1 rRNA gene is annotated in these 3037 nt (G+C 54.0%); it reads left to right on the top strand.

The features are described from left to right. Positions 1-27: 27 nt before the first annotated feature. A 23S ribosomal RNA gene (locus ACRQFC_RS09160) occupies positions 28-3037 on the top strand; the annotation flags it as partial.

Here is a 3037-nt window from a genome sequence, read left to right as displayed (position 1 = left end):
TTTTGTTTTGAGTTTCTTGTTTATTGTTTTTTGGTGTTGTAGGGCGTTTGGTGGATGCCTTGGTGCGTATGGGCCGAAGAAGGACGTTGTAGCCTGCGATATGCCTCGGGGAATTGGCTAGCGAGTGGTGATCCGAGGGTGTCCGAATGGGGGAACCTAGCCTGGGTTATGCCGGGTTGCTGCCAGCTGAATTGATAGGTTGGTGGTGGGAACGTGGGGAAGTGAAACATCTTAGTACCTGCTGGAAAAGATATTTTGTGAGTAGTGGCGAGCGAAAGCGAAGGAGCCTAAACCTTGTGTGTGTGATACTTGTCGGGGGTTGCACATGGGGTGTTGTGGGGTGTTGTCTTCTCGTTTCCGACAGGACGGGGCGTAGTGATAAATCAGGAGTATAGGTGAAGGGTTTGGGAAGGCCTGCCGTAGACCGTGATAGCCGGGTAGCTGAAATGTTTCCGACTGCGTGATGACATGCCCGAGTAGCACGGGGCTCGTGGAATCTCGTGTGAATCTGCCAAGACCACTTGGTAAGGCTAAATACCCGTCGTGACCGATAGTGGAATAGTACCGTGAGGGAATGGTGAAAAGTACCCCGGGAGGGGAGTGAAATAGTGCCTGAAACCAGGCGCCTACAAACTGTCAGAGCCACATTTGAATGGTGGTGATGGCGTGCCTATTGAAGAATGAGCCTGCGAGTTAGGATGTGTGGCGAGGTTAACCCGTGTGGGGTAGTCGTAGCGAAAGCGAGTCTGAAGAGGGCGTTTTTAGTTGCATGTTCTAGACCCGAAGCGGGGTGATCTACCCATGGCCAGGGTGAGGCACGTGTAAGAGCGTGTGGAGGCCCGAACCCACCAGGGTTGAAAACCTGGGGGATGAGTTGTGGGTAGGGGTGAAAGGCCAATCAAACTCCGTGATAGCTGGTTCTCCCCGAAATGCATTTAGGTGCAGCGTTGCGTGGTTCTTTGTGGGGGTAGAGCTACTGGTTGGCTGATGGGCCTTATCTGGTTACTGACGTCAGCCAAACTCCGAATACCATGAAGTTGAGCGTGGCAGTGAGACTGTGGGGGATAAGCTTCATAGTCGAGAGGGAAACAGCCCAGATCGCCGGTTAAGGCCCCTAAGTGTGTGCTAAGTGGGAAAGGATGTTTAGTTGCTGTGACAACCAGGAGGTTGGCTTAGAAGCAGCCATCCTTGAAAGAGTGCGTAATAGCTCACTGGTCAAGTGATTGAGCGCCGACAATGTAGCGGGGCTGAAGTACACCGCCGAAACCGCGGCAGACAATAGTTTTTGTTGTTTGGGTAGGGGAGCGTCCTGCGCGAGGTGAAGCCATGGCGTGAGCTTGTGGTGGATTGTGTGGGAGTGAGAATGCAGGCATGAGTAACGTTTGGGAGGTGAGAATCCTTCCCGCCGTATGACTAAGGGTTCCAGGGGTAGGTTCGTCCTCTCTGGGTTAGTCGGGTCCTAAGGCGAGGCCGACAGGCGTAGTCGATGGGTGACCAGTTCTTATTCTGGTACCGGTTTTATTGCGTCCAGTGTCTTCTGCGTTGATGCTAACCATCCCGCCTACACCTTGTAAGCGAATGAGGCGTTTGTCTTGTTTGTTGTTGGTGTGGGTGGCGTGGGGTCCTAAGTGTGGGAGGCAAGCGTGTTAACAGGTGTGACGCAGGGAGGTAGCTTCGCGTGCCTAATGGCTTGGCGCGTTTAAGGGTGTGGCCCGTCTCTTTGGTAAATCCGGGGGACATAGTGGGTGAGGCCTGATGGTGACCGTTTTTATAGCGGGAAGTAGGGTGATCCTGTACTGCCGAGAAAAGCATCGACGTGAGTGGTAAGACCGCCCGTACCCGAAACCGACACTGGTAGTTGGGTAGAGCATACTAAGGCGTGCGAGTGAATCGTGGTTAAGGAACTCGGCAAAATGCCCCCGTAACTTTGGGAGAAGGGGGGCCCACTCTTTGCCTGTCTCTTGTCTAGACGTGGTGGGGGGTTGGGTCGCAGAGTCTAGGGAGAAGCGACTGTTTATCAAAAACACAGGTCCGTGCGAAGCTGTAAGGCGATGTATACGGACTGACGCCTGCCCGGTGCTGGAAGGTTAAGCGGACTGGTTAGCCCCTTGTGGGGGCGAGGCTGGGAAGTTAAGCCCCAGTAAACGGCGGTGGTAACTATAACCATCCTAAGGTAGCGAAATTCCTTGTCGGGTAAGTTCCGACCTGCACGAATGGCGTAACGACTTCTCTACTGTCTCGACCACGAGCTCGGTGAAATTGCATTACGAGTAAAGATGCTCGTTTCGCGCAGCAGGACGGAAAGACCCCGGGACCTTTACTATAGCTTGGTATTGGTGTTCGGTACGGTTTGTGTAGGATAGGTGGGAGACTGTGATGCATGGACGCTAGTTTGTGTGGAGTCGTTGTTGAAATACCACTCTGGTCGTATTGCATGTCTAACTTTGGTCCGTGATCCGGGCTAAGGACAGTGCCTGGTGGGTAGTTTAACTGGGGCGGTTGCCTCCTAAAGGGTAACGGAGGCGCTCAAAGGTTTCCTCAGCCTGGTTGGTCATCAGGTGGTGAGTGTAAGTGTAGAAGGAAGCTTGACTGTGAGACAGACATGTCGAGCAGGTACGAAAGTAGGAACTAGTGATCCGGCGGTGGCTTGTGGAAGCGCCGTCGCTCAACGGATAAAAGGTACCCCGGGGATAACAGGCTGATCCTGCCCAAGAGTTCATATCGACGGCATGGTTTGGCACCTCGATGTCGGCTCGTCGCATCCTGGGGCTGGAGTAGGTCCCAAGGGTTGGGCTGTTCGCCCATTAAAGCGGTACGCGAGCTGGGTTCAGAACGTCGTGAGACAGTTCGGTCCCTATCCGCTGCGCGCGTTTGAGAATTGAGAAGGGCTGTTCCTAGTACGAGAGGACCGGGACGGACGAACCTCTAGTGTGCCAGTTGTTCCGCCAGGGGCATTGCTGGTTGGCCACGTTCGGGAGGGATAACCGCTGAAAGCATCTAAGCGGGAAGCCTGCTTCGAGATTAGTTCTCGTTCCAC

Source organism: Actinotignum inguinis, from assembly GCF_051265835.1.
GTDB lineage: Bacteria > Actinomycetota > Actinomycetes > Actinomycetales > Actinomycetaceae > Actinotignum > Actinotignum timonense.
Note: the sequence above shows the minus strand (reverse complement) of the source record. Positions and strands in the feature narration are given on the sequence as shown.